Source organism: Pedococcus ginsenosidimutans (assembly GCF_039544395.1).
Classification (GTDB): domain Bacteria; phylum Actinomycetota; class Actinomycetes; order Actinomycetales; family Dermatophilaceae; genus Pedococcus; species Pedococcus ginsenosidimutans.
The window spans coordinates 11,808-33,305 of record NZ_BAABLO010000005.1 but is presented as its reverse complement, the minus strand read 5'-3'; the positions used below and the strand labels follow the sequence as shown (position 1 = coordinate 33,305).

20 protein-coding genes are annotated in these 21,498 nt (G+C 73.5%); 10 read left to right on the top strand and 10 right to left on the bottom strand.

Annotated elements, in window-relative coordinates; translation table 11 throughout:
• The first annotated feature begins 191 nt into the window (after positions 1 to 191).
• Both ABEA42_RS09070 and ABEA42_RS09065 read left to right on the top strand, forming a co-directional pair.
• Entirely contained in the window at positions 192 to 464 is a 273-nt protein-coding gene (locus ABEA42_RS09070; RefSeq protein WP_345502668.1) for a DUF2277 domain-containing protein, read from the top strand.
• Positions 465 to 599: 135 nt separating this feature from the next.
• Positions 600 to 2,132 (top strand): DHA2 family efflux MFS transporter permease subunit, encoded by a 1,533-nt coding sequence (locus ABEA42_RS09065; protein WP_345502667.1) that lies wholly within the window; start codon positions 600 to 602, stop codon positions 2,130 to 2,132.
• Positions 2,133 to 2,138: 6 nt separating this feature from the next.
• Here ABEA42_RS09065 and ABEA42_RS09060 read toward each other — a convergent pair whose 3' ends face one another.
• Entirely contained in the window at positions 2,139 to 2,498 is a 360-nt protein-coding gene (locus tag ABEA42_RS09060; protein WP_345502666.1) for a hypothetical protein, read from the bottom strand.
• A gap of 73 nt (positions 2,499 to 2,571) precedes the next feature.
• Between ABEA42_RS09060 and ABEA42_RS09055 the strand changes: the two genes are divergently transcribed.
• Positions 2,572 to 3,261 carry a DNA alkylation repair protein gene (locus tag ABEA42_RS09055; RefSeq protein ID WP_345502665.1) on the top strand — a complete coding sequence of 230 codons (690 nt, stop codon included), beginning with the start codon at positions 2,572 to 2,574 and terminating at the stop codon, positions 3,259 to 3,261.
• Here the strand turns inward: ABEA42_RS09055 and ABEA42_RS09050 are convergent.
• Positions 3,230 to 4,423 carry an MFS transporter gene (locus ABEA42_RS09050; protein WP_345502664.1) on the bottom strand — a complete coding sequence of 398 codons (1,194 nt, stop codon included), beginning with the start codon at positions 4,421 to 4,423 and terminating at the stop codon, positions 3,230 to 3,232. The genes ABEA42_RS09055 and ABEA42_RS09050 overlap by 32 nt on opposite strands.
• Positions 4,416 to 5,216, bottom strand: coding sequence for a PIG-L family deacetylase (locus ABEA42_RS09045; protein ID WP_345502663.1), 801 nt, complete (start codon positions 5,214 to 5,216; stop codon positions 4,416 to 4,418). The genes ABEA42_RS09050 and ABEA42_RS09045 overlap by 8 nt, the downstream gene beginning before the upstream one ends.
• A 116-nt stretch (positions 5,217 to 5,332) precedes the next feature.
• Between ABEA42_RS09045 and ABEA42_RS09040 the strand changes: the two genes are divergently transcribed.
• Positions 5,333 to 7,858 carry a beta-glucosidase family protein gene (locus tag ABEA42_RS09040; RefSeq protein ID WP_345502661.1) on the top strand — a complete coding sequence of 842 codons (2,526 nt, stop codon included), beginning with the start codon at positions 5,333 to 5,335 and terminating at the stop codon, positions 7,856 to 7,858.
• 100 nt (positions 7,859 to 7,958) lie between these two features.
• Positions 7,959 to 8,612 (top strand): TetR/AcrR family transcriptional regulator, encoded by a 654-nt coding sequence (locus tag ABEA42_RS09035; RefSeq protein ID WP_345502660.1) that lies wholly within the window; start codon positions 7,959 to 7,961, stop codon positions 8,610 to 8,612.
• Between the two features lie 43 nt (positions 8,613 to 8,655).
• Here the strand turns inward: ABEA42_RS09035 and ABEA42_RS09030 are convergent, their stop codons facing one another.
• The gene (locus ABEA42_RS09030) at positions 8,656 to 9,246 is read right to left on the bottom strand and encodes a cupin domain-containing protein (RefSeq protein WP_345502659.1); all 591 of its coding nucleotides are present in this window, start codon (positions 9,244 to 9,246) and stop codon (positions 8,656 to 8,658) included.
• On the bottom strand, positions 9,243 to 9,911 hold the full coding sequence (locus ABEA42_RS09025) for a cyclase family protein (RefSeq protein ID WP_345502658.1): 669 nt from the start codon (positions 9,909 to 9,911) through the stop codon (positions 9,243 to 9,245). Before ABEA42_RS09025 ends, ABEA42_RS09030 begins: the two co-directional genes overlap by 4 nt.
• Before the next feature lie 78 nt (positions 9,912 to 9,989).
• Here ABEA42_RS09025 and ABEA42_RS09020 point away from each other — a divergent pair, with 78 nt between their 5' ends.
• From ABEA42_RS09020 to ABEA42_RS09005, 4 genes are all read left to right on the top strand, one after another.
• Positions 9,990 to 11,576: a purine-cytosine permease family protein gene (locus tag ABEA42_RS09020; RefSeq protein WP_345502657.1), complete on the top strand. Its 1,587-nt coding sequence runs from the start codon at positions 9,990 to 9,992 to the stop codon at positions 11,574 to 11,576.
• Complete coding sequence (gene speB, locus ABEA42_RS09015) at positions 11,569 to 12,552, top strand: agmatinase (protein ID WP_345502656.1); 984 nt, start codon at positions 11,569 to 11,571, stop codon at positions 12,550 to 12,552. The genes ABEA42_RS09020 and speB overlap by 8 nt, the downstream gene beginning before the upstream one ends.
• Complete coding sequence (locus ABEA42_RS09010; RefSeq protein WP_345502655.1) at positions 12,549 to 12,947, top strand: YybH family protein; 399 nt, start codon at positions 12,549 to 12,551, stop codon at positions 12,945 to 12,947. Before speB ends, ABEA42_RS09010 begins: the two co-directional genes overlap by 4 nt.
• 86 nt (positions 12,948 to 13,033) lie before the next feature.
• The gene (locus ABEA42_RS09005; RefSeq protein WP_345503027.1) at positions 13,034 to 14,344 is read left to right on the top strand and encodes an MATE family efflux transporter; all 1,311 of its coding nucleotides are present in this window, start codon (positions 13,034 to 13,036) and stop codon (positions 14,342 to 14,344) included.
• A gap of 114 nt (positions 14,345 to 14,458) precedes the next feature.
• Here the strand turns inward: ABEA42_RS09005 and ABEA42_RS09000 are convergent, their stop codons facing one another.
• Positions 14,459 to 15,982 (bottom strand): gamma-glutamyltransferase, encoded by a 1,524-nt coding sequence (locus tag ABEA42_RS09000; RefSeq protein ID WP_345502653.1) that lies wholly within the window; start codon positions 15,980 to 15,982, stop codon positions 14,459 to 14,461.
• A gap of 94 nt (positions 15,983 to 16,076) precedes the next feature.
• On the opposite strand from ABEA42_RS09000, the gene ABEA42_RS08995 reads away from it, so the two are divergent.
• Positions 16,077 to 16,805, top strand: coding sequence for a sulfite exporter TauE/SafE family protein (locus ABEA42_RS08995; protein WP_345502652.1), 729 nt, complete (start codon positions 16,077 to 16,079; stop codon positions 16,803 to 16,805).
• 20 nt (positions 16,806 to 16,825) lie between these two features.
• Here ABEA42_RS08995 and iolD read toward each other — a convergent pair whose 3' ends face one another.
• The 4 genes from iolD to iolC are packed head-to-tail and all read right to left on the bottom strand — an operon-like array spanning position 16,826 to position 21,478.
• Positions 16,826 to 18,763 (bottom strand): 3D-(3,5/4)-trihydroxycyclohexane-1,2-dione acylhydrolase (decyclizing), encoded by a 1,938-nt coding sequence (gene iolD / locus ABEA42_RS08990; protein WP_345502651.1) that lies wholly within the window; start codon positions 18,761 to 18,763, stop codon positions 16,826 to 16,828.
• Positions 18,760 to 19,665 (bottom strand): 5-deoxy-glucuronate isomerase, encoded by a 906-nt coding sequence (gene iolB, locus ABEA42_RS08985; protein ID WP_345502650.1) that lies wholly within the window; start codon positions 19,663 to 19,665, stop codon positions 18,760 to 18,762. Before iolB ends, iolD begins: the two co-directional genes overlap by 4 nt.
• On the bottom strand, positions 19,662 to 20,558 hold the full coding sequence (locus tag ABEA42_RS08980) for a Cgl0159 family (beta/alpha)8-fold protein (RefSeq protein WP_345502648.1): 897 nt from the start codon (positions 20,556 to 20,558) through the stop codon (positions 19,662 to 19,664). The genes iolB and ABEA42_RS08980 overlap by 4 nt, the downstream gene beginning before the upstream one ends.
• On the bottom strand, positions 20,555 to 21,478 hold the full coding sequence (gene iolC, locus ABEA42_RS08975; RefSeq protein WP_425572048.1) for a 5-dehydro-2-deoxygluconokinase: 924 nt from the start codon (positions 21,476 to 21,478) through the stop codon (positions 20,555 to 20,557). The genes ABEA42_RS08980 and iolC overlap by 4 nt, the downstream gene beginning before the upstream one ends.
• Positions 21,479 to 21,498: the final 20 nt, after the last annotated feature.

The following is a 21,498-nucleotide window of genomic DNA, read 5'->3' as shown; positions in this document are numbered from 1 at the left end:
GCCCGGGCCACTTGTGCACAGTCGGGGGAAAACCCTGTGGATTTCCGCCGCCGGTCCCCGGGCTCGGCCCTCTGACCTGCACAGACGTCGTCCACGGGGTGTGGACCCGAGAAAGTTCGGGCGTGTCCGTCCGGCGGGTCGTTCCGGTGCGACCACTGGGCGCTGTCGGCGTCTCGTCGTACCCTGCCGCCATGTGCCGAAACATCCGCCAGCTGCACAACTTCGAGCCCGAGGCCACCAGCGAGGAGGTCCGGGCGGCGGCGCTGCAGTACGTCCGCAAGGTCAGCGGCAGCACCCGGCCCAGCCAGGCCAACCAGGCCGCGTTCGACGAGGCCGTCGCCGAGATCGCCGCCGCGACGCAGCACCTGCTCGACCACCTCACCACGAGCGCCCCGCCCAAGGACCGCGAGGTCGAGGCCCAGAAGGCCCGCGAGCGGGCCCGCGCCCGGTACGGCGCCGCCTGACCCACCCGCGCACCGCGCGAAATCCCGTTGAGCCCGGCTGGAGCGGGCCGCCACGATGTCCTCATGGACGAGCGATGAGTTCCACGACCGACCCCGGTCTGACCCTGTGAACCCGCCGACCGAAGGACCTCTCCCATGACTGCCACCACCGAAGACCTCGACGCACCTCCCGGCGTCACCGACCCCGCGGCGCCCGGCACCTCCGCCACCTCCGCCACCTCCGCGGCCGGCGCGGCGCCGTCGGCAGCCGCCGGCGTCAACACGACCCTGGTGCTGCGGATCCTCGTGCTGTCCACGTTCGTCGTCATCCTCAACGAGACGATCATGGTCAACGCCATCCCGCGGCTCATGCGCGACTTCGCCGTTCCGGCGACGAGCGCCCAGTGGCTGTCGACCGCCTTCATGCTGACCATGGCAGTCGTCATCCCCGCCACCGGCTGGTTCCTCCAGCGGGTGCGGACCCGCACCGCGTACGCCCTCGCGATGGGGCTGTTCCTCACCGGCACCGCCCTTGCCGCGGCCGCCCCCACGTTCGCGGTGCTGCTCGGGGCCCGGGTCGTCCAGGCCAGCGGCACCGCCGTGATGATGCCGCTGCTCATGACCACGATGATGACGCTGGTCGCGCCGAAGGACCGCGGCCGCGTGATGGGCAACGTCACGCTCGTCATGTCGGTGGCCCCGGCCCTCGGGCCTGCCGTCTCCGGCCTGCTGCTGCAGCTCGGGTCCTGGCGGCTCATCTTCGCCGTGGTGCTGCCCGTCGCCGGTGTCACCGGGCTGCTCGGGATGCGTGCCCTCGTCGACATCGGCGAGCCCAGCAGCACCCGCATCGACCTGCCCAGCGTGGTGCTGTCGGGCCTCGGCTTCGGCGCCCTGGTCTACGGGCTCAGCGGGCTCGGCGAGGGCAGCCGGGCGTCGCACGCCGTGCCCCCGGCGGTCGTCACGGCGGTGGGGGTCGCCTCCCTCGCGGCGTTCGCCGTCCGCCAGGTCCGGCTGCAGCGCGGGGCCGGCCCACTGCTCGACCTGCGCACCCTCACCTTCGGGCCCTTCACCGTGGCACTGGCGCTGATGTGCACCGCGTTCATGGCGATGATGGGCGCGATGATCCTGCTCCCGCTCTACCTGCAGGACGTGCTCCACCTGTCCACGCTGTCGACCGGGCTGCTGCTCATGCCGGGCGGCCTGGCGATGGGGGTGCTCGGACCCGTCGTCGGCCGTGCCTACGACCGGCTCGGCGCCCCGCGCCTGGTCGTGCCCGGGGCGGTGGTCATGGCCGCCACCCTGGCGCTGCTGACCCAGGTCACCCCGCAGACCTCGCCGTGGCTGGTGCTCGCCGACCACGTCGTGCTCATGGTGTCGCTGGCGATGATCTTCACCCCGGTCTTCACCTCAGGCCTGTCGGTGCTGCCCCCGCACCTCTACGCGCACGGCAGTGCGGTCCTCGGCTCGCTCCAGCAGGTCGCCGCGGCGGCCGGGACCGCGGTCGTCGTCAGCGTCATGGCCGGTCGCGCCGCCACTGCCGCCGAGGCCGGCGCCGCGCCGCTGGTCGCGCTCAGCGACGGCATCCGGTGGGGCTTCGGGGTCGGTGCGGTCATCGCCGTGGCGACCGTCGGGATCGCGTTCGCGGTCCGCACCCCGGCCGTCCAGGACGCCCCCGCCGACAGCCACTGACCCCCGTCAGCGGGTGGCGCCCTGGCGCGCCGCCTCGGCGCACTGCGTGGATGCGTCCGTGCCGACGACGTCGTCGACCTTCTGCTTCTGGCCGTCGAGCACCGCACCGAGCAGCTTGCACAGGTCCTGGACGTCGGACCCCGAGGCGGGCGCCATCCCGGAGCCGTCCGGGCCGTTCCGGAGCTGGCTCACCACCTGGTTGGCGATGTCGTCGGTCTGGGGGTAGCCGATGGTGGTCTCGCGGGCGCTGTTGCACGAGCCCAGCAGGATCAGGATGAGCACGACGTTGACCCAGGTCGGCAGCGTGACGGGCCGGCGCCCACCCCCCACGGTCACGGGCTGCGGCTCGGACGGCGGTACGGACATGCTCTCCCCCTGGTGGTCGGCCGCGGGCTGCGGCGTGGCGACAGTCTGACGTCGGTTCGTCCATGCTGGCTCCGTGACACACCCCGTCGTCCTGGCGATCCGGGCCGCGCTCGACGGCGCGGGGGACCCGGAGCGAGCCGTGGCCCAGCAGGCGTACATGAAGTCCGCGATGCCGTACCGCGGCATCACCTCCCCCGAGCTGCGGGCGCTGCTGCGGCCGCTGCTCGCGGACCCACGGCTGCGCGTCGCCGACCGCGCGTCGTGGGAGGAGGCCGTGCGCGCCCTGTGGGACGGCGCCACGCACCGGGAGGAGCGGTATGCCGCCATCGCCGTCACCGGTCACCGCGCCTACCGCCCGTGGCAGGACGTAGACACCCTCCCGCTCTACCGCCACCTCGTGGTCACGGGCGCCTGGTGGGACCTGGTCGACGAGGTCGCCAGCCGTCGGGTCGGCCCGATCCTGCTTGCCGACCCCACGCGGGCGACGCCCGTCGTGCTGGCCTGGGCCACCGACGACGACCTCTGGCTGCGCCGGACCGCCGTGCTGAGCCAGCTGTCGTTCCGTGACCGCACCGACACCGCGCTGCTGCGGGCCTGCATCGAGCCCAACCTCGCCGACCCGAGCTTCTGGCTCCGCAAGGCCATCGGGTGGGCGCTGCGGCAGTACGCCCGCACCGACCCCGGGTGGGTACGCGCGGCCGTCGAGCAGTACGGCGACCGGCTCTCCCCACTCAGCCGACGCGAGGCGCTGAAGCACCTCTGAGCAGCGGCACCGCGGACGCCAGCGCGACCAGCGACGAGCCCGAGGCGAGAAGGAAGGCGGCGCTGGTGAGCCCGGCGTCCGCGAGGGCCCCGGCTGCGAACGCCCCCACGGAGCTGCCGACGAGGAACGCGCTGATGAGCCAGGCGAACGCCTCGGTGGTCGTCCCCGTCGGCGCCAGCCGGTCGACGAGCTGGAAGACGCAGGTCAGCACCGGCGGCAGGCCCACCCCGCTGAGCACGGCGAGCGGGGCCATGAGCAGGGCCGACCCGGGCGTCCTGGCGAGGAGGGCGTAGGTCGCCACGAGCACGACCAGCCCCAGGGCGAGGTCCCGCACCGGGTCACGCTGCGGTGCGTGGCTGCTGTAGGCGAGACCCCCGACGAGCGCGCCGAGGGCGTTGGCGGCCACGAGCCACGGCGCCCACGAGGCGGACCCGACCGACTCGGCGTACGCCACGAGGGCGACGGCAGGGACGCCGACGGTGAGGCCGACCAAGGCCACGACGCCGTACAGGCCGCACAGCCGCAGGGAGCGCAGCGGTCCGAGCCAGTGCCGCTCCTGGGCGACGGGGGTCCACCCCCGTGACACCGGCGAACCCGTGAACCAGAGCGTCCCAGCGCCGCCCACGCACGCCGCGGCGACCAGCCCGCCACCGTCCCCGAGCAACTGGGCCAGCAGCACCACCAGCGGGCCCAGGACGAAGACGAGCTCCTGGGCCGCGGCGTCGACGGCGAACGCCGCCGGCACCTCGCGGGCCGGGAGGACCGAAGGCCACAGCGTCCGGAGCGCCGGCTCGAGCGGAGGGGTCGCGGCCCCGGCGACCACGGCGAGCACCAGGGCCACCCCGGCCGGTCCGAACGGCACCGCGGCCAGGGCCACCGACGAGACGACGCCGCCCAGGACCAGGGTGCCGCGCTGCCCCCGCAGGTCCACCAGCCGTGACAGCAGGGGACCGCCCAGGCAGGCGCCGAGCGAGTACGCCGCGGTGAGCAGGCCCGCCTCGTGGAAGTCGCGCCCACTGCCCCGGGTGAAGAGCACCAGCGCGAGCGGCACCATCCCGGTGGGCAGCCGGCCCACGAGCGACGAGGCGAGCAGGCGACCGACGTGGGGTCGGCGCAGCAGCGCAGCCGGGCGCACCGTGGGCGTCGCGCCCGCCTCAGCCACCGAAGGGCCAGCCCTCCTGCATGCCGGGGGCACGGCCGGGTTCGATGTAGTGCTCGAAGCCGAAGAAGGCGCTGAAGAACTCCTCCGGCATTCCGAGCATGCCCTCGATGTCGGTGGCCTGGCTGCGGTGGGCCTCGAGCGCCGACCTGCGCTGGGCGAGGTACGCGGTCACGTCGACCCGCCAGTGGATCTCGTCCTCCGGGGTGCCGAGGGGGTTGCCGTCGTCCATCGGCCGGTCGGGGTCGAAGCTCCGCTCCTGCTCGCCCTGGGCGACGGCGGCCTGGTACCAGCGCCGGACCTGGTCGCGGTTCATCGTGGACTCCAGCAGGCGCGGGCGCCGTGCGGCCAGCTCGGCGGCCCGGTGCACGACCGCGTGCACCCGCACGTGGTCGGGGTGGCCGTAGCCGCCGTGCCAGTCGTAGCCCACGAGGACGTCGGCGTCCTCCTCGTCGAGGACCGCCGCGAGCCGGCCGGCCGCCTCGTCGAGGTCGGCGGAGTGGAACGCGCCCTCGTGGGCGTTCTGCTCCCAGCCGGTCATGCCGGAGTCGCGGTAGCCGAGCCACTCGACGCGCTGCACGCCGAGCACCGCTGCGGACGCCAGGGCCTCCCGGCGGCGCCAGTGGGTGAGGGTCTCGCCCTCGGGCAGGCCCTCGGCCGGGAGCTCGCCGTGCTCGCCGCCGGTGGCGAACACGGTCACGACCCGGCTCCCCTCGGCCGCGGCACGCGCCATGGCCCCCGCGGTCTGCGAGGCCTCGTCGTCGGGGTGGGCGTGCAGGAACACGATCGTCGTCACGCGCCCCATCCTGCCCTCCCCCTCGGACATCGACGGGCGGACCCTCGACAACTCGGGGCCCGGGATGAAATAGTTACCCAACTCTATTAATGCCCTCGTCCCGGAAGAGCGCCGCCATGACCACCACCCCCGCCCCGGTCCCCGTACGCAGCCACGCCGAGCTCCTCGAGCTCGTCAGCCGGCTCGACCTCGCGACCAAGGTGCGCCTGCTCACCGGCGCCACGTCGTTCACGCTCCACGGCGAGGAGTCGATCGGGCTGGCGCCGATGGCCTTCTCCGACGGCCCCACCGGCGTGCGCGGGCTGAAGTTCACCGGCGGCGACCACGTCGCGCTGTTCCCCAGCGCCACGGTGCTCGCGAGCGCCTGGAGCGAGGAGACCGCCCACGAGGTCGGCGAGATGCTCGCCGAGGAGGCCGAGCGGCAGCAGATCCACGTCGTCCTCGGGCCGACGATCAACCTGCACCGGACGCCGCTGGGCGGGCGCCTGTTCGAGGCGTACTCGGAGGACCCCCTGCTCACGGGCAGGCTCGCGGCGGCCTACGTGCGGGGCATGCAGGGGCGCGGCATCGGCGCGTGCCTCAAGCACCTCGTGGCCAACGAGTCCGAGACGCTGCGCAACTACATGAACTCCGTCGTCAGCGAGACGGCGCTGCGTGAGGTCTACCTGCTGCCGTTCGAGATCGCGGTCCAGGACGCCGGCGCGTGGTCGATCATGGCGGCGTACAACGACGTCAACGGGGTGCCTGCCACCGAGCAGGACCACGTCAACAACGGCGTGGTCAAGGGCGAGTGGGGCTGGGACGGCCTGCTCATGTCGGACTGGTTCGCCACCAAGACCTCCGCCCCGGCGGCGCTCGGCGGCCTCGACCTGGTCATGCCCGGCCCCGACGGCCCGTGGGGCGAGGCGCTGGTCGCCGATGTCGAGTCCGGCGCCGTCGCGGAGTCGGTGGTCGACGAGCACGTCGTGCGGCTGCTGCGCCTGGCCGAGCGGGTCGGCGCCCTGGGCAGCGAGGACCAGCGGCGCACCTGGCCCGCGGAGTCGCTCGCGCCCGACGCCCCGGCGCGCCGCGAGCAGCTGCGCCGCCTGGCCACCGACGGCATGGTCGTGCTGCGCAACGAGGGTGGTGTCCTGCCGCTGGCGGGCACGGGCAGGGTGGCCCTCATCGGGCGCCACGGCGTCGACACCATCTGCATGGGAGGCGGCTCGGCCACGGTCAACCCGCCCTACCAGGTGTCCATCGCCGACGGCCTGCGCGAGGCCCTCGGTGACCGTCTCACGGTCGTCGACGGCGTGGAGGTCCGCGAGCGTGCCGTTGCCGCCGAGCCGTCCGCGATCACCGACCCCGAGACCGGCGAGCCCGGCCTGCGGGTCGCCTACCTCGACGCCGACGGGGTCGTCATGTCCAGCGAGCACAGCAGCGTGTCCTCGGTCGTCACCGGCTGGGACGACGTCCTGCCCCGCCCCACCGAGCAGGTGGTGCTCACCGCGCGCCTCACCCAGCCCGGCCCGGTACGCCTCGGCGTCGTCGGGGGAGGCCGGTGGACGGTGGACCTCGACGGCGAGCAGGTCGGCGCCACCGAGCTCGTGGCGGAGGGCTCCGACCCCGGTGAGTCGATGCTCAAGCCGCCGGTCTGGACCGTCGACACGCACAGCACGGCCACCGACGGACGGGGAGCGCTCGTCACGGCCACCCTCACCGTCGTGCGCTCGGAGCCCCAGCCCGGACCCGACGGCAAGCTCAGCACCCTGTCGCACGTCATCGCCTCCGGCATGGGCATGAAGGGCCTCGTGGTCTCGCCGGTCCCCGCACCGGCCGAGCAGGTCCTCGCGGCGGCCTCCACGACCGCGGCGGACGCCGACGTGGCCGTCGTGGTCGTCGGGCTCACGGAGGAGCAGGAGACGGAGGCGACCGACAAGTCGACCCTGGCCCTGCCGGGTGAGCAGGACGCCATGGTCTCGGCGGTCGCTGCTGCCGCGAAGCGCACCGTGGTCGTCGTCAACGCCTCCACCCCGGTGCTCATGCCGTGGTTCGACGAGGTCGACGCCGTCCTCGTCGTCGGGCTCCCCGGCCAGGAGGGCGGGCACGCGGTGGCCGACGCCCTGCTCGGGGTGCGTGAGCCCGCCGGGCGCCTGGTCACCTCCTGGCCGTCCGCCGACGGTGCTGCTCCCGCCTGGGACGTCGTGCCCGACGGGCTCACCCTGGAGTACCGCGACGGCACGTTCATCGGCTACCGCGGGTTCGCCGCCGGCCGCGCCGCCGCCCCCGCCCACTGGCTCGGCGCCGGCGACGGGTACGGCGCGTGGACGTACGGGTCGGCCCGCCTGGTCGAGGGGGACGCCGGAGCCCCGGCGGTCGAGGTCACCGTGGCCAACACCTCCGACCACGACTCGCGCGAGGTCGTGCAGGTCTACCTGCGCCCCGACGAGGACGACCAGCCGGTGCGGCTCGTGGGCTTCGCGCCAGTACGGGTGCCGGCAGGCGGCGAGGGCACCGTCACGGTGGCGACCGACTCACGGCTGTGGCGTCGCTGGGACGAGGCCGCCGACGCCTGGGGTGCGCCGCTGTCCGCGGGAACGCTCCTCGTCGCCCGCGGGCTCGGCGACGTGCGGGCCGAGCTGCCCCTCGCGCCGTCGCGGTGAACGCGGGGGCGGTGAGCCGCGTGAGCATGCGGGCGGCGAGCCGCGTGGGCGTGCGGGCGGCGAGCCTCGTGGGCGTCCGGGCGGCGAGCCGGTGGATGCCGTGAGCCCGGTGGACCCGGCACCACCGGCCGCGGCCGGCCGTCGTCGCGGGCGCGGCCGCCCACCGGGGACCGGGAGCGGGCAGACGCGCGAACGCATCGTCGAGGCCGCGGCCGAGCTCTTCGCCGAGCGCGGCTTCCACGCGACCGCCATGACGAGCATCGCCGAGGCGGCAGGGCTGAGCCAGACCGGGCTCCTGCACCACTTCCCCGCCAAGGAGGAGCTGCTCGCCGCAGTCCTCGAGCAGCGCGACCTGCGCGACCTCCAGACGCTCGCAGCCCGGCGCGACCACCCGCCCCGGGGCTGGGAGGTGTGGGACGACATGGTCACCCTGGTCGCCCTCAACGGCGGTCGCGAGGGCCTGGTGCGGCTGTTCACCAGCCTCGCCGGCGAGGCGGTCGACCCCGGCCACCCGGGCCACGACTGGCTGCGGGCCCACCACCGGTCGGCCGTGGACTCGCTGGCGAAGGCCCTGCACGAGGCAGCCCTCGACGGCTCGGCCGACCCGGCCGTGCCCGCCGAGCAGCTGGCGCGCCAGGCCGTGGCGCTCATGGACGGCCTCCAGGTGCAGTGGCTCATGGACCCCGACGGGGTCGACATGGCGGCGGACTTCGGCGCGTGGGTCGAGACCCTGCGCCATCGTTGGGGCCGGTAGCCGCGGGCTCGGACCCCGGGCTGCGGCTCCGGTACGAAGCGGGCTACGGAGCGGGGGCGAGGACCCAGAGGACCTCGCACGCCGCATCGGCCGAGGCGTTGCGCCACGTGTGCGGAGCGCGACCGGGGAAGGTCATCGCATCGCCGGGACCGAGGTCCTCCTCGCCGGTCTCGAGGACCACCGTGAGGTGCCCCGAGATGACGTACGCGCACTCGACCTCGCAGTCGAGGGTGTAGAGGTCCTCGCCTCCGTTGCCGCCGGGGTCGATCCGTGCGTGGATGATCTCGAGGCCCTGCTGGGTGCCCGGCGTGATCAGCGCCTCGTGGGCACCGGTGCCACCGAAGTTGATCGGGCGGCCCTGCCCGGCCCGGGTGACTGCCGTCTCCGGCGGGTCGAACAGCTCCCCCACCCTCAGCCCCAGCACCTCGCACACGGTGACCAGGGACGCCACCGAGGGTGAGACGTCGTCGCGCTCGAGCCGGCTGACGAAACCCTTGGTCAACCCGGCCGACTCGGCCACCTGGGCGATGGTCAGACTCCGGGCCTGCCGCGCGGCCCGGAGACGGGCGCCGATGCGGACCTGCGTCTCGGACCGCTCTCGGGGAGCGCGGGAGGCCGGGGTCCGGGTCGTCACGGCGCCAGTTCTACAGCAACCGCCCTGACCGGTGCTCCGTCGGCCGCCTCGAGGCGAATCGGAAGTACGGAGACCCACGGGTCGGCGAAGTCGATGCCCCCAAGGCCGCGAAGGTTCTCGATGATGACGCCCCCGATGTCGGCGATGAGGTGGTGGCATGGGAACCCGACCCCGGGGTGCTCCTCGTCCGGTGTCTCGTCGAGGTTGAGGGCGTCGAGCCCGATGGTGCGCACCCCGAGGTCGAGCAGCCGACGGCAGGCCTCGGCGTCGAGGTAGGGGTTCTCGAAGTAGCTCGGCGTCCCGTAGTGCTCGTCCCACCCGGTGTGCAGCAGCACGATCGAGCCCGGCCGGATGCGGTCGGCGACCGGTGCGATGTGCTCCCAGGTCACGACTCCCCGCGGCCCGAGGCCGGTGGCGTCGACGACGACACCGGGACCGGTGAACAGCGCGAGGTCGAGCTCGTCGATCCGGGCTCCGGACTCCTCGAAGTGGTACGGCGCGTCCACGTGCGTGCCGGTCTGCGACCCGAGGTGCACGTCGAGCAGGTTGAACCCGTCGCGCTCGATCGTGCTGTGCACGGTCAGGGCCGGCTCCGGGTCACCGGGGTAAATCACCGTCCCGGGACCGACGGGCACCGACAGGTCGACGATCCGAAGAACTCTCATGGTGAACAACTATTGCATTGCAGTAAACCCCGGGGCTAGCGTTCCGCCGATGCTCCACCCTTCGGAAGGGACCACCGCATGAGCTCCTCGAACGCCCCCACCGCCCGCCCCAAGGTCACCGACGTCGAGCAGCACGGGATCGACACGATTCCCGACGCCGACCGCACTTCCCGGCCGCTCGACCTGTTCCGGATCCAGTTCGGCGGCGCGAACACCTTCGCCACCGTCCTGCTCGGCACCTTCCCGATCGCCCTCGGTCTGTCGTTCTGGCAGGCCGTCGGCGCCACCCTCGCCGGTGTCGTCGTCGGCGCGCTGTTCCTCATGCCGATGGGCCTGTTCGGTCCGCTGACCGGCACCAACAACGCGGTCTCCTCGGGCGCACACTTCGGCGTCCGCGGCCGCATAGTCGGCTCGTTCCTCTCGCTGCTCACCGCGATCGCGTTCTACTCGATCTCGGTGTGGGTCAGCGGTGACGCGCTCGTGGGTGCGATGGGCCGGCTCTTCGGCGTCCCGGACTCCGACCTCCTGCGCGGTGTCGTCTACGCCGTGTTGGGCGCCATCGTCATCGTGGTCGTCGTCTACGGCTTCCAGTTCATGCTGCTGGTCAACAAGGTCGTCGTCATCGGCAACACCGTGCTGATCCTGCTGGCGATCGTCGCCTACGCCTCGGTGTTCGACCCGTCCTTCGACCCCGGGCCCAGCGCGTACGCCCTCGGCTCGTTCTGGCCCACCTTCGTGCTGTCGGCCCTCATCGTCATGGGCAACCCCGTCTCGTTCGGGGCGTTCCTTGGCGACTGGTCGCGCTACATACCGGCTGCGACGTCACGGAAGTCGTTGCTGGGCGCCACCTTCGGCGCGCAGCTGATGACGCTGATCCCCTTCATCTTCGGTGTCGCCACCGCGACGCTCGTCGCCGGCGAGGCCGACTACGTCGTGGCCCTGATCAAGGTCTCCCCGATCTGGTACGCCGTGCTGCTCATGGTGGTCGCGTTCCTCGGTGGCCTGTCGACCGGCGTGACCTCGCTCTACGGAACGGGCCTGGACTTCTCGTCGGTGTTCCCGCGACTGAGCCGCGTGCAGGCGTCGCTGTTCATCGGCGTGATCGCGTTCGTGTTCATCCTCGTGGGACGCCTGGCCTTCGACCTCATCGCCAGCGTCAACGCGTTCATCGGCGCCATCGTCATCTGCACGACGCCGTGGATGGTCATCATGACGATCGGCTACATCGTCCGCCGCGGTTACTACCGCCCCGCGGACGTCCAGGTCTTCAACCTCGGCCTGCGCGGTGGTGCGTACTGGTTCCGCGACGGCGTGAACTGGCGCGGCATGGTCGCCTGGATCCCGGCGGCGGTCGCCGGCCTGATGTTCGCGAACTACCCGCCGCTCATCGAGGGCCCGTTCCGCAACAGCGTCGGCGGAGGCATCGATGTCAGCCTGCTCGTCTCCATCGGCGTCGCGGCGGTGCTCTACCTCGCCCTGCTGTACGCCGTGCCCGAGCCGCGGTACGTGTTCGGCCCGCAAGGCCCGCGCTGGGTCCCGGCGGCCGAGGGTGAGGAGCCGCAGGTCGTGGCGGACGAGTCCGCGTCGCACCACCGCAGGGCCCGTCGCGGCCGCGCCATGGACGAGTCGGTCGCCGCCGAGCTGGAGGCCCGCGTCGATGGCTGACGAGTCCTCCTCGCCCCAGTCGCTGCCCCGCATCACCGAGGGCGGTCGCATCGGCCAGGTCGACGCCACGGCGGTCCCCCGGTTCGCCGGGCCGCCGACGTTCGCCCGGCTGCCGCGCATCGACGAGGTCTCCGACGTCGACGTCGCAGTGCTCGGCGTCCCGTTCGACGCCGGGGTGTCCTACCGGCCCGGCGCGCGGTTCGGCCCGGCGCACATCCGGGAGTCCTCGCGCCTGCTTCGTCCCTACAACCCGGCCCAGGACGTCTCGCCGTTCGCCGCCCAGCAGGTCGTCGACGCCGGCGACCTCGCGGTGAATCCGTTCTCCATCGACGAGGCCGTCGACACCATCGAGGCCGGCGCCAGGTCGGTGCTCGAGCGGGCCGGGCGGGTGCTCACCCTCGGCGGCGACCACACCATCACCCTGCCGCTGCTGCGGGCCCACGCGGCAGCGCACGGGCCGATCGCCGTGGTGCACTTCGACGCCCACCTCGACACCTGGGACACCTACTTCGGCGCGAGGTACACCCACGGCACGCCCTTCCGGCGGGCCTCCGAGGAGGGGCTGCTCGACAAGGAGGCGTGCCTGCACGTCGGCTCGCGCGGCCCGCTGTACTCCGCCCAGGACCTCGACGACGACGCCACCCTCGGGTTCGCCATCGTGCCAAGCGTGGAGATGGACGACCTCGGCGCCCGTGGCGTCGCCGAGCGCATCCGTGACCGCGTCGGCGACCGGCCGGTCTACGCCTCCATCGACATCGACGTGCTCGACCCGGGTTTCGCCCCCGGCACCGGGACCCCCGAGACCGGAGGCCTCACCGGGCGCGAGCTGCTCGCGATCCTGCGCAGCTTGTCGACGCTCAACCTCGTCGGCGCCGACGTCGTCGAGGTCGCCCCCGCCTACGACCACGCCGAGGTGACCGGCATCGCTGCATCGCACGTCGCCTACGAGCTGCTCAGCGCGATGGCTCCCCGATGAGCACCGATCAGGAGGTGCTGGCTTCAGCCGACGCCCTGGTGCGCGCCTTCGCGAGCGGCGACAGAACGGCGTACTTCGCGTGCTTCGCGCCCGACGCGACGTTCGTCTTCCACACGACCCCGCAGCGGCTGGGGTCGCGGGCGGCGTACGAGGCGCTGTGGGAGCAGTGGGTCACCGAGGACGGTTTCGCGGTGGTCTCCTGCTCCTCGACCGACCAGGTGGTCCAAGTGCTCGGCCCGGACGCCGCGGTGTTCGCCCACGGCGTGACCACGGTGGTCGAGGTCGGGGGCATCCGCGAGGAGCTGCACGAACGGGAGACCATCGTGTTCGCCAGGCGCGACGGGGTCTGGATGGCGGTCCACGAACACCTCTCCCCCACGCCTTTGGTCCAATAGGCCGGGTGAGCAGGGACGAGGGGGCGGCCGCACGGCACCACGGCGGCGACGGCCGCAACGGCCGCGACCCGGCCCAGCGCCGCGAGATCCTGCGCCTGGCGGTCCCCGCCTTCCTCGCCCTCGTCGCCGAGCCGATGTTCCTGCTCGCGGACTCGGCGATCATCGGCCACCTGGGCACGGCCCAGCTCGCCGGCCTCGGGGTCGCGAGCGCCACCCTGCTCACGGCCGCCAACCTCTTCGTCTTCCTCGCCTACGGCACCACCTCGGTGGTCGCGCGGCAGGTCGGGGCGGGTAGCGAGCGCGGCGCCCTCGAGGCGGGGATCGACGGCACCTGGCTCGCGGTCCTGCTCGGCGTGGTGACCTCCGTCGCGGTCGCCGTGGCGGCCGAGCCCCTCTGCCGGCTCTTCGGCGCGTCCGACGCGGCAGTGGGCCACGCGGCCACCTACCTGCGCATCTCCGCGGCCGGCCTGCCCGCCATGCTCGTCGCGCTCGCGGCGACCGGGGTGCTCCGTGGGCTGCAGGACACCCGTACGCCCCTGGTCGCCTCGGTGGTCGGGTTCACCGCGAACATCGTGCTCAACCTCGCCCTCGTCTACGGCGCCGGATGGGGCATCGCCGGGTCCGCGTGGGGCACCGTCATCGCCCAGACCGGTATGGCGCTCGGGCTGGTCACCGTCCTCGTCCGGCACGCCCGCCGCGCAGGGGCGACCCTGCACGCCCACCCCGGGAGGGTGCTGCGAGCGGCGACGACGGGCATACCCCTGCTCGTGCGGACCCTGGCGCTGCGCTCGATCCTGCTCGTCACCACGTGGGTCGCGGCGGGTCTCGGCGACGTGCCGCTCGCCGCCCACCAGGTGGCGGCGACCGTCTGGTCGTTCCTCGTCTTTGCGCTCGACGCCCTGGCCATCGCCGCCCAGGCGCTGACCGGACGGGCGCTGGGTGCCGGGGACGTCGGCGCCGCCCGGGCCGCGACCTCGACCATGGTGCGCTGGGGTGCTTGGGGCGGAGCGGTCCTCGGGGTCGTCGTGCTGGCGCTGCACCAGGTCATCCCGGCCGCGTTCACCCAGGACCCGGCCGTGCGGTCGGCCCTCGCTGCCGCCCTGGTCGTCGTGGCCGTCGGGCAGCCGCTGTCGGGCTACGTCTTCGTCGTCGACGGCGTGCTCATCGGCGCCGGCGACGGCCGCTGGCTGGCCCGGGCCATGGTCGCGACGCTCGTCCTCTACCTGCCGCTCGTGCTCGGCGTCCACCTGCTCGCCGAGCCGCTGCTCCGGGCCGGGGTGCCGACTGCCCTCGCGGTGCTCTGGGTCGTGTTCACGGCGTTCATGGCCATCCGCGCGCTGTTCTTCTGGTCGCGCATCCGCGGCGACGCCTGGGCCGTCACCGGCGCCGCACGCTGACACCGCGTCCCCCGCCCCTCTCCCGCCTTTGGGTGCTGCAGCGCGCGCAAACGCGAGCGCTGCAGCACCCAAAGCTCGGAGAGGGCGGAGGGTTCGGGGGTGTCGCGTACGGCGTCAGGAGATGCGGGTGGCGGCCTCGCGGCGGGGGTCGCCGGCAGCGACCAGGGTGCCGTCCGGCTCGCGGGCGGCGACCCCGACCCCGCCGAAGTACATCGACAACGGGCCGTGACTGTAGGACGGCAGGCCGCTGTCGGCCACCGCGGCGGCGATGCCGTCGTCGTCCTCGTGGTCGACCCGGGTGGTGCCGTCGTCGAGGATCCGCACGTGCACGCGCGGCGCGTCCACGGCCTCCTGCAACGGGGCGCCCTCGAGGCAGTGGCGGCCGAGGACCTGCATGAGGGCCGTGGTGATGCGGTCGGCACCGGGGCTGCCGATCGCCAGGGCCGCCCCGGCGTCGGAACGGGCCACGGACGGGGCCATGTTGGACGCCAGCCGGGTGCCGGGGGCGAGGGCGTGCAGGCCCAGGCGGTTGAGCTCGGGCTCGCCGAGGCAGTTGTTGAGCATCATGCCGGTGCCGGGCACCGTGGCCCCGGAGCCGTACCCGCTCGACGCCGTGATGGTGCAGACCGTCCCATCGCTGTCGACCGCCGCGACGTTCGCGGTGGAGGACGATGTCGGCAGACCGGCCAGCCCGTGCCGCTCGACCAGCTCCAGCAGGGCGTAGCCGTCCTCCTCGAGGTCGGTGGACAGGTCGTGCACGCCGTGGCGGTAGGACAGCACGTGGCGCTGGACCTCGATGATCCGCGACCAGCTCCAGCCCGCGCCCCCGAGCTCACGGAGCATCACCGCCAGCATCGGGCCACCGACGGACGGAGGGGCGTTGGTGGCGACGTCCCAGTCCCCGAGGCGCAGCCGCAGCGGGGTGCGCACGACGGCGCGGTACTGCGCGAGGTCGGCCGCCGTGACCAGGCCCCCTCGCTCAGTGCTGTCCGCGGCGATCCGGGCTGCGAGGTCACCGGTGTAGAGCGACCGCGCACCCTCCTCGACGACCTGCTCCAACGTGCGGGCCAGGTCGGGGTTGGTCGTCAGCTCGCCGGCCTCCAGAGGTGAGCCGTCGGCGCGGCGGACGAGGGGGGCGGTGTTGGGGTCCCAGGCGAAGACGCTGTCGCCGGTGATGGCCAGGTAGCTCGCGGCCGCAGCCCCGAGGGTGAACCCGTCGTCGGCCGCGGCGATGCTCGGGGCAAGGACCTCGCGCCACGGCGCCCTGCCGTGGCGGTCGTGCGCCACCCCGAGCGCCGCGAAGGCTCCCGGCGTCGCCACCGACCCGTGGCCCGCGTACAGGGTGACCCCGCCGCCGTACGTCGTCGTGATCTCGCGCAGCCCCGTCCCGAAGCGCTCGACGGGCAGCCCACGACCGGGCATCTCGACGTTGCCGTCGACGACCTCCGGCTCACCGCCGGCCGGCCACACGGTGACGAAGGCGCCGCCCAGCATCGAGACGATGCCGGGCTCGGTGGTCATGGAGGCGACGATCGCGGCGATCGCGGCGTCGACGGCGTTGCCGCCTGCGCGGACGGCGTGCAGCCCCGCCTCGGCCGAGACCGGTCCCGTGCCCACGACCGCGACCCGCCTGTCCATGCGCCGATTCTGCCCCGCCCGGGGAACCGGTGCGCGATCTGGCGCCTCGTGGACGCCGGCGGCGCGGCGTGATGGCCGCGGATAGGGTCCGTGCGTGGTCGAGGTCGCGCTGCTCTTCGTCGCCGCCCTGCTGGTCGGCTTCGCCAAGACGGCCGTCGGTGGGCTGGCGAGCATCTCCGTCGCGATCTTCGCGAGCGTCATGCCGGCGCGCGAGTCGACCGCGGCGATCCTGCTGCTGCTCGTCACCGGCGACCTGGTCGCGGTCTGGCACTACCGCGCGAACGCCGACTGGGCGCTCTTGCGGCGGCTGATCCCCATGGTGCTGCCCGGCCTCGCGCTCGGGGCGCTCTTCCTCGCCGTGGTCGACGACGACGTCCTGCGTCGCTCGATCGGTGTACTGCTGCTCGTCCTCGCTGCGGTGCAGCTGGCCCTGCGGTGGAAGTCCCCCGACACCACGCAGGTCGGGCGGTCGAGGGCCGCGGCCCTCGGCACGGGGCTGGCGTCCGGGTTCACGACGATGACGGCCAACGCCGCCGGGCCCGTCATGACGCTCTACCTCGTGGCGCAGGGTGTGGAGAAACGACGGTTCTTGGGAACCTCGGCGCTGTTCTTCTTCGGGGTCAACCTCTGCAAGATCCCGTTCAGCGCCGGGCTCGGGCTGTTCTCCACGGCCACCCTGCAGCGGACCGCCCTGCTCGTGCCGTTCGTGCTGCTCGGCGCCTGGGCCGGCCTGCACGGCGCGCGCCGGCTGAGCCAGGCGCGGTTCGACCAGGCCGTGCTCGCAGCGACCGTCGTCTCGGCCGTCGCCCTGGTCGTCCGCTGACGCGTCGAACAGAAGCGGTGTCAGGCGTCCTGCGGACCGACGAGGGGGCGCTGCCGCAGCTTGCGCTCGACGTAGGCCGCGTGCGCCTCGCGCGTCGACTCCAGCTCGGAGACGGCGCTGACCGGCACGTCCCACCAGCTGTCGCTGTCCGGGGCCTGCACCGAGGGGTCGGTCTCGACGTGGATGACGACCGGTCCGCCGTCGGCCGGAGCGGCCTTGGCCTCCTTGACCGCCTGCTCGAGCTCGGCGCGCGAGTGCACCTCGATGACGTGCGCACCCAGGCTCCGGGCGTTGGCGGCGAGGTCGACCGGCAACCGCTCACCGTCGAGGCGGCCGCTGGACCCACCGCGGTAGCGGTAGCTCGTCCCGAACCGCTGGGAGCCGAGCGACTCCGAGAGCGACCCGATCGAGTGGAACCCGTGGTTCTGCACCAGTACCACGACGACCTTCACCCGCTCCTGGACCGCGGTGACCAGCTCGGTCGGCATCATCAGGTAGCCACCGTCGCCGACCATGGCGAAGACGTCCCGCGAGGGGTCCGCGAGCCGGATGCCGATGGAGGCCGGCACCTCGTAACCCATGCAGGAGTAGCCGTACTCGACGTGGTAGCCCTTGCGGTCGCGCACCCGCCACAGCTTGTGCAGGTCGCCGGGCATGGACCCCGCGGCGCAGAGGACGACGTCGCGCGGGTCGCTGAGCTCGTTGACGACCCCCAGGACCTGGGCCTGGGTGAGGACGCCCTCCGCCAACGCGTCCGTGACCTCTGCCGGCGGGTGGTACGCCGCCTCGACCCGTTCGTCCCACGCCGCCCAGTGGGCCTCCTGCCGGGCACGGCGGTCCGCTGACACGGCGTAACCGTCGAGGGCCGCGGTCAGCGCGGTCAGCGCCTCACGCGCGTCGGCGACGACGGGGAGGCCTGCCTGCTTGCCGGCGTCGAACCTCGCCACGTTGATGTTGACGAACCGGACACCCTTGTCCTGGAACGCAGTTCGTGACGCGGTGGTGAAGTCGCTCCAGCGGGTGCCGATGCCGATGACGACGTCCGCCTCGGCGGCAAGGGCGTTGGCCGCGGTCGTCCCGGTCGAGCCGACGGCGCCCATGAGCTGGGGGTGGCCGTGCGGCAGCGAGCCCTTCCCGGCCTGGGTCTCCCCGACCGGGATGCCGGTGCGGTCGCAGAACGTCCGCAGCGCAGCCTCGGCGCCCGAGTAGTGGACGCCACCACCCGCGACGACGAAGGGCCTTGCGGCGGAACGGATCAGCGTCGCCGCGTCCTCGATGTCGACGGCCTCGGGCACCGGCCTGGCGATGCGCCACACACGCTCCGCGAAGAGCTCGGCCGGCCAGTCGAACGCCTCCGCCTGCACGTCCTGCGGCAGCGCGAGGGTGACCGCCCCCGTGGCCGCCGGGTCGGTCAGCACCCGCATGGCCGCCAGCAGGGCAGACGGCAGCTGCTCGGGCCGCTGGACCCGGTCGAAGAACGCCGACAGCGGGCGGAAGGCGTCGTTGACGGTGACGTCCGCGGCATACGGCTGCTCGAGCTCCTGCAGCACCGGGGCGGACACCCGGGTGGCGAAGGTGCCTGACGGCAGGAGCAGCACCGGGATCCGGTTGATCGTCGCGAGTGCGGCACCGGTGAGCATGTTGGTCGAGCCCGGGCCGACCGACGCGGTGCAGGCCCACGCCTGGAGGCGGTCCTTCTGGCGTGCGTAGCCGACCGCCGTGTGCACCATGGCCTGCTCGTTGCGCACGAGGACGTAGGGCAGGTGCTGGTCGTGCGCCGGCGAGTCGTCACCGAGCTCGTCCTGCAGCAGGGCCTGCCCCATCCCGGCGACGTTGCCGTGGCCGAAGATGCCGAGGCACCCCGCGAACAGCCGCTGCCGCTCGCCGTCGCGCTCGGTCCACTGCTGCCGGAGGAACCTGACCACGGCCTGGGCCACGGTGAGACGGACGGTCGTCATCGGTTGCCTCCCAAGGGAAGTCGTGGGTCGACGGGCTGGTCCTCCCAGGTGGCGCGCACCCACCCGTGCGCGGGGTCGTCGCAGATCAGCCAGGCGCGCTCCGCGCCGGGCCCTGCCATGACGTTGAGGTAGTAGAGGTCGTAGCCCGGCGCGGCCATCGACGGCCCGTGCCAGCCGTGCGGCACCAGCACGACGTCACCGGTGCGCACCTCGGCCAGCACGTCGATGGGCCGGGCGTCGGTGCCGTAGACCCGTTGGTAGCCAACAGGATCGGCCCCACCGGTGTGCGGGGACCCGGCCGACGAATGCACCTCGAAGTAGTAGATCTCCTCGAGCTCGGTCTCCACACCCGGCCGCTCCTCGTCGTGCTTGTGCGGCGGGTAGGAGCTCCAGTTGCCGGCCGGCGTGACGACCTCGCAGGCGATGAGCGAGTCGGCCCCGAGCACCCCGGGGATGCCGAAGTTGCGCACCTCCCGGCTCGCACTGCCGGCTCCCCGCAGCTCGACCGGCACCTCGTCCGCGGCCACGTGCCGGAACGACGGCGTGTGGGGTGCAGCCGCGCGTGCGGCGCAGACCGCGACGCGGGCGGGGCCGTCGTGGGCGACGAGAGTCACTGCCCTGTCGCGCGCGACGTAGACCACGTCGGTCGGGCCGGCGAAGACCGAGGGGCGGCCCGCCAGCACCGCCTGGTCCTGACCGGACGAGACGGTGACCGCGCCCGAGAGCGGCACCACGAGGTGCTCCCACCCCGACGCGGCCAGTTCGCGACGTTCCCCGGCGGCCAGCCGACCGGCGTACAGGGCGGTGTGCTGCCAGCCGTCCACGGCCTCGTCGACGGCCACCTCCCAGCCACGGTCGGCGACGGTGCCGTACGGGTGGACCCACCGGCCGTTGTCGGTCACGAGGCCCCACCGTGCACGAGACGGGCCGCGATGTCGACCGCGGCGGCGACGTCGCCGTCCGGCGGGTAGAGCAGCGCGCGCCCGACCACGAGGCCACGCACCGCCGGCAGCTCGAGGGCGCGACCCCACGCCGCGTACGTGTCCCGCGGGTCCCCGGCCGGGTCACCGCCGAGCAGCAGGGTCGGCAGGGTGGTCGCCTCCATGACCCGCGGCAGGTCGTCGACGACGGGCAGCTTGAGCCAGGTGTGGGCGCTGGATGCCCCCAGCGCCGAGGCGACGTGCATCGAGGTGATCACCGAGTCGGGGTCGAGGAGGTTGACGACCCGTCCGTCGCGACGCTCCGACAGGAACGGCTCGACCATGGCCATCAACCCGAGCTCGGCCAGCTCGGTCACCGCGCTGCCGCTGGCCTCGAGGGTCGCCACGGTGCCCGGGTCGTCGAACGCGATCCGGGTGAGCATCTTGCCCCCGTCGAGGCCGTTGGCGGCGAGGTCGCGGGCGCGGTATGCGGTGAACCGGTCGTCAAGCTCGAACCCGGCTCCCTGCAGGCCTCCGCGGTTCATCGACCCGATGGCGACCTTCCCCTCGAGGGCGCCGAGGAGGAGCAGGTCGTCGAGGACGTCCGGCGTCCCGAGGACACCGTCGACCCCCGGGCGCGACAGGGCGGTCACCAGCCGCTCGAGCAGGTCGACCCGGCTCGCCATCGCTCGCGGCTGGTCACGCACGCCGAGCGCGGCGCGGGCCGGGTGGTCGGCGGCCACGAGCAGGAGCCGGCCGTCGTCACCGACGAGGGGACGCAGGCAGCGGTTCTCCCAGCCGTCGCGGATCCGGGCGGGCTCGCGGGCGCGAATCTCCGTGAGGTCGGCGACGGAGACACCCGTGCCCGGCGTCATGTCCGGCTCCCGGCGAGCAGGGAGAGGACCTCGGCCTCGGTCGGCATGGCCGTCGAGCACTCCAGCCGTGAGGCCACGACCGCGCCCGCGACGTTGGCGAACTCCAGGGTCCGTCGCAGGTCCCAGCCGCTGAGCAGCCCGTGGCAGAGGGCTCCACCGAACGCGTCGCCGGCGCCCAGGCCGTTGACCACCTCGACCGGGAACGCCGGCACCTCGACCCGCTCCTCCCGTGTCGCCGCGAGGACCCCGCGCGGCCCCTGCTTGACCACGGCGAGCGACACCCCCCGGTCGAGCAGGGCGTCCGCGGCGCGCTGGGGATCGACCTCGCCGACGGCGACCTCGCACTCCTCGCGGTTGCCGACCGCGACCGTGACGTGCTCGAGGGCGGCAGCCACCTGGGCGCTGGCCTCCTCGGGGTGGGGCCAGAACATCGGCCGGTAGTCGAGGTCGAGGACCGTGTGCGCGCGCCGCCCCCGAGCCTCCCACGCGGCCAGGTGCGCACTGCGGCTCGGCTCCTGCGACAACCCGGTGACCGTGGTCCACAGGATGCGCGCGTCCCTGATCTCGTCCAGCGGCAGCTCGTCCGCCTCGATCATCAGGTCGGGGGCGATGGGGTAGCGGTAGAACCACAGCGGGAAGTCGTCCGGCGGGTGCACCTCGCAGAACGTCACCGGGGTGGGCGGCCCGTCCACCGCCGACACGAAGCGGTCGTCGACGCCGAGGTCGCGCAGGGCCCGGTGCACGTAGCGGCCGAATGGGTCGTCACCGGTGCGCGTGACCAGGGCGGTGCGCAGCCCGTAGCGCGCCGCGGCGACGGCGACGTTGGTCGCGCTGCCGCCGAGGAACTTCTGGAACGTCTCGACGTCCTCGAGCCCCACCCCGTGCTGGAGGGGGTAGATGTCGACCCCCGTGCGGCCCATGGCCACCAGGTCGTACGGGG

Coding starts and splice junctions, on each gene's coding strand:
- ABEA42_RS09070 (WP_345502668.1), top strand. CDS start 192: ATGTGCCGAAACATCCGCCAGCTGCACAACTTCGAGCCCGAGGCCACC.
- ABEA42_RS09000 (WP_345502653.1), bottom strand. CDS start 15,982: ATGGACAGGCGGGTCGCGGTCGTGGGCACGGGACCGGTCTCGGCCGAG.
- ABEA42_RS08980 (WP_345502648.1), bottom strand. CDS start 20,558: ATGACGCCGGGCACGGGTGTCTCCGTCGCCGACCTCACGGAGATTCGC.
- ABEA42_RS09065 (WP_345502667.1), top strand. CDS start 600: ATGACTGCCACCACCGAAGACCTCGACGCACCTCCCGGCGTCACCGAC.
- iolC (WP_425572048.1), bottom strand. CDS start 21,478: ATGGGCCGCACGGGGGTCGACATCTACCCCCTCCAGCACGGGGTGGGG.
- ABEA42_RS09010 (WP_345502655.1), top strand. CDS start 12,549: ATGAGCACCGATCAGGAGGTGCTGGCTTCAGCCGACGCCCTGGTGCGC.
- ABEA42_RS09060 (WP_345502666.1), bottom strand. CDS start 2,498: ATGTCCGTACCGCCGTCCGAGCCGCAGCCCGTGACCGTGGGGGGTGGG.
- ABEA42_RS09025 (WP_345502658.1), bottom strand. CDS start 9,911: ATGAGAGTTCTTCGGATCGTCGACCTGTCGGTGCCCGTCGGTCCCGGG.
- iolD (WP_345502651.1), bottom strand. CDS start 18,763: ATGACGACCGTCCGTCTCACCGTGGCCCAGGCCGTGGTCAGGTTCCTC.
- ABEA42_RS09020 (WP_345502657.1), top strand. CDS start 9,990: ATGAGCTCCTCGAACGCCCCCACCGCCCGCCCCAAGGTCACCGACGTC.
- speB (WP_345502656.1), top strand. CDS start 11,569: ATGGCTGACGAGTCCTCCTCGCCCCAGTCGCTGCCCCGCATCACCGAG.
- ABEA42_RS09040 (WP_345502661.1), top strand. CDS start 5,333: ATGACCACCACCCCCGCCCCGGTCCCCGTACGCAGCCACGCCGAGCTC.